The 4,059-nt window shown below is 38.2% G+C and carries 3 protein-coding genes and 1 tRNA gene; all 4 read right to left on the reverse strand.

The genetic code is table 11. The features are described 5' to 3' along the window. Nucleotides 1-111: 111 nt before the first annotated feature. On the reverse strand, nt 112-1,806 hold the full coding sequence (argS, locus tag EKM98_RS11790; RefSeq protein WP_125982739.1) for an arginine--tRNA ligase: 1,695 nt from the start codon (nt 1,804-1,806) through the stop codon (nt 112-114). Between the two features lie 256 nt (nt 1,807-2,062). Then, nucleotides 2,063-2,133, reverse strand: a tRNA-Gly gene (locus EKM98_RS11795). Nucleotides 2,134-2,239: 106 nt separating this feature from the next. Further along, a complete protein-coding gene (locus tag EKM98_RS11800) occupies nt 2,240-3,175 on the reverse strand; it encodes an alpha/beta hydrolase (protein WP_318531623.1) in 936 nt (311 codons plus the stop codon). A gap of 150 nt (nt 3,176-3,325) precedes the next feature. Next, nucleotides 3,326-3,802 carry a TspO/MBR family protein gene (locus tag EKM98_RS11805; RefSeq protein WP_125982740.1) on the reverse strand — a complete coding sequence of 159 codons (477 nt, stop codon included), beginning with the start codon at nt 3,800-3,802 and terminating at the stop codon, nt 3,326-3,328. Nucleotides 3,803-4,059: the final 257 nt, after the last annotated feature.

A 4,059-nucleotide genomic window follows, 5' to 3' on the forward strand; every position in this document is an offset into this window, starting at 1 on the left:
AACAAAAAAACAGTGTTAGAAGTTGCTTAACTTCTAACACTGTAAAATTGGCTATCAACAGGATTTGACAGAGAGCCGCAATTTTTTGCTAGTTATTTTAGATGCTTTAACTTACATTTCTTTGGGTGCGTTGACCCCAAGTAACGATAGGCTTTGAACAAGTACTTGACTGACACTTGCAACTAAGGCTAAACGAGCCGGCTTTTCAGCGTCATCAACTAATACTTTCGTATTGGCATAATATTTATTAAATGTCTTTGCTAAATGTAACGCGTACTTGGCAATGACGGAGGGTTCGTATTCTTTACTGGCTCTAACGACCATCTGTGGAAAGTTTCCTAATGCCTTTAAAACTTCCCAGGCCGATGCATCTGTAATTGTATAGTCGGCCGCAGCATCAAGTTCAATTGCCCCAGCCTTACGTAAAATACTTTGTGCTCGTGCGTTGGTATATTGGACATAAGGCCCAGTTTCACCTTCAAAACGAACGACTTCCTCAAGGTTGAAATCAAAATTATTCAAACGATCATTTTTCAAATCGTGGAAAATAACTGCCCCAATTCCAACATCTTTGGCAACAGCCTCTTTATTTGGTAAATCAGGATTCTTTTTATCAATTTCTTGCCGTGCTAAATCAACAGCGTCATTGAGCACTTTTTCTAATAAAATAACTCGTCCCTGACGTGTCGATAATTTCTTACCATCTTGCGTGATTAGACCAAACGGTACATGGTGAATTTGATCCGACCAAGCAAAGCCCATTTCTTTCAAGACGGCCTTTAACTGCTTAAAATGGTCCCGTTGTTCGTTACCAACAACGTAGACCGACTGAACAAAATCATAAGTTCGTTTACGGTAAATGGCGGCCGCCAAATCACGCGTAATGTATAATGTTGCGCCATCACTCTTTTTAATCAAGGCTGGATTTAAATCATAGGCTGATAAATCAACAATTTCGGCCCCTTGACTTTCCTTCAGCAAATTTTTGTCCTCTAGTAATTGAACGACTTCCGCCATTTTATCGTTATAAAAGGCCTCGCCATTAAACGAATCAAATGTAATTCCTAGCATGTCATAAATTTTCATGAATGATTTCAGAGAAACTTCACGGAACCAAGACCAGAGTTTTGTTGCTTCATCATCCCCGGCCTCTAGTTTACGGAACCATTCTCGCGCCTCATCATCCAACTCAGGGTCTTTCTGATCCTCTTGGTGAAAACGAACGTAATATTTCAATAAATTGGTAATTGGGTCGGCCTTAACTGCCTCTTCACTACCCCACTTTTTATAACCAACGATTAATTTACCAAATTGTGTTCCCCAATCACCTAAATGATTGATTTTAATTGGATTATAACCGACCTTACGTAAAATATTAGCAATAGCATTCCCAATTACCGTTGAACGTAGGTGACCCATGGAAATTGGCTTAGCAATGTTAGGACTAGACATGTCAATCGGAACGTTGCCCTTTTTGCCTAGATCGGCATCCCCATAATGATCAGCAGTTGTTAAAATTTCGTGTAATAAGTCATGACTGAATTGTGGCTTATCCAAAAAGAAATTAATGTAAGGGCCAGCCGCCTGGATTTTCTCAAACTGACTAGCATCAATCTTCTCGACTAGTTCTTTGGCAATCATTTGTGGCGCCTTACGGTAAGTTTTGGCCAATGTAAAAACTGGAAAAGCGTAATCCCCCAAATTAGATGTCTTCGGGACCTCAATTAATTTTTGAATTGTTGCCTCATCCAATGTCCCGTCTAGGACGGGCAGTAAAGCCTTTACGACTGTTGCTTGATCATTCATAAAGTAGTTCCTCCTTAAAATTTTGTCTAAAAAAAGCCCTCAAAAATTGTAAGAGACGAGTTAAAACCCGCGGTACCACTCCTTTTGATAGGCTATCCACTTTCATATTCAGTTTAATTTTCAAAAGCACGACCTTACGCTAACTACCATCTAGCTCCCACCAAATCTAGACTCGCTGTACACAATTTTGCGTAATTATTCTTTCTCAATAAATTAATAAAAAACGATCACAGTAACTTAATCGTTTACTTATTCAAGCGGGTGACGAGAATCGAACTCGCGACGCAAGCTTGGGAAGCTTGAATTTTACCACTAAACTACACCCGCATTGCCATTAACCATACTTATTACAAATAACAACCTTATCATTATAGCAAGCTTTTAATTGAATGGCAAATACACTTGGTAAAAATAGCCTAAATCCTTAATCCAATCAATTTAAGTTTTTGGCAAAGAACTGGCCAACTTTTTGCCGGTATTGTTTTGGATAATCACTAAACGATTCAGCATGGTGGGCACCTTTTGTGATCCACAACTGTTTCTTCCCTTTAGTGGCCGCATAATTTTTATAAACCATGCGCGTTGGAACAAAAGTATCTGCACTGCCATGAATAAAGAACGTTGGTAAGTGATTATGGTGTAAAGCCGTTAATGAGCTCGCCTGCAAAAAATTATAGTGTGCGCGAATCATCGTGACAACACTGGCAGAATACAGTAACGGAAATTTCGGCAAATGATATAAGCTCTTCAGTTCATAACTTAACTCGGCACTAACACTTTCGTAACCACAGTCTTCAACAATTGCCTTAACTTGATGTGGTAAGTGCTGGCCACTTAACATCATCACCGTTGCACCACCCATGCTAACACCAAACAATCCAATTTCACTAGTTTGACCATTACGGTGAATTACCTGCTTCGTCCACTTCAAATAATCCAATCGATCCGGCCAACCAAAACCAATGTAATTTCCCTGGCTGGCACCAGCACCACGATCATCTGGCGCCAAAACATTGTAGCCTAGCCTGTGAAATAAATGGATGTAGGCCGCCATATCTTCTTTGTTATCCATATAACCATGAGCCACAACAATTGTCTTCTCTGTTGCCTTAGCGGCCGGCACATAATCGGCAACTAAACGTAAATTATCCGTCGCTGATTGTTCATGCCAATGTTGCTTAGGAATTTTGGCAAGCCAGCTTTTGTTACGAGCGGTAATAATCTTACTTTTGGCCGTTGGGTGGGACAGAACTTTTGGAGTAGGTTCAAAAGCAAAATGATAGAGGTACAAACTAGCGCCAGTAATTACTAATAAAATGACCACTAATACACCCGTCAACCAGTAAACTAACTTTTTCTTTAAACGCAAAACTTTCAGTCCTTTGTTAATGGCATTAATTAATTTCCTTATTATTTCACTTTTTTCTGAAAACTTCAAATTGTATTTTAACCATAAAAAATAGCTGATAAGGCAGTTTTGTCTGCCTTATCAGCTATTTCAGATAGAAATGACCACACTTTAATTCAAAATTGCCACCCCAACTGTCAAATAGGTCGCAAATAAAAGCCAAATTAAGTAAGGCCAAATTAAATAGGTTAAACTAGTTTTAACCCTTTTTGTTTCTAAAAGAAGATCTAGCAGCACTACCAACATGATTAGAATAATAATAAAACCAAGCCAGTGTGCAGAAAAATGGAAAAAGATAATACACCAGAAAAAATTTAAGATCATTTGCGTAATAAAGAGAAGTTGCAAGTGACTGCCCTGTTCATGGTCTAATTCATAAAACACATAATAACTGTACACACCTAAAAGTAAATAAAGAAGTGGCCAAACAATACCAAATACGTTTCCAGGAGGCGCCAATGGCGGTTTACTTAACTGAGCATAAATACTTGTTATATTACCCGCTAATAAACTAGATAAACCCCCAATAATTTCCATAATAACGATGGCCGCCACTAAATAAGGCCAATTAATTTGTTTTAAACGCATTAAGCAGTTCCCCTTTCTAACTTTTAGATTAGCAAGAATTAAACCGAGAATATACTTATACACTTTTAAAACGTAACTGTACTTTTGATTAACATAGAGTGTAACATTAGGAAATATCAAATTAACGGATGCCGTAATCAATAAAATTGAAAAAATCACCACTACGAGAAATTTTGCATTGCCGGATTTACAATCTAAGTGCAACACTTAAATAACTAGACCAAAAAGGCCATGAAGCCTTAAACTTATAAGCGACG

Origin of the sequence: Loigolactobacillus iwatensis (genome assembly GCF_003950295.1) — a bacterium.
Taxonomy (GTDB): domain Bacteria; phylum Bacillota; class Bacilli; order Lactobacillales; family Lactobacillaceae; genus Loigolactobacillus; species Loigolactobacillus iwatensis.

Excerpts from the sequence above, each read along its gene's own strand:
- argS (WP_125982739.1), bottom strand. The coding sequence starts at position 1,806 with ATGAATGATCAAGCAACAGTCGTAAAGGCTTTACTGCCCGTCCTAGAC.
- EKM98_RS11805 (WP_125982740.1), bottom strand. The coding sequence starts at position 3,802 with ATGCGTTTAAAACAAATTAATTGGCCTTATTTAGTGGCGGCCATCGTT.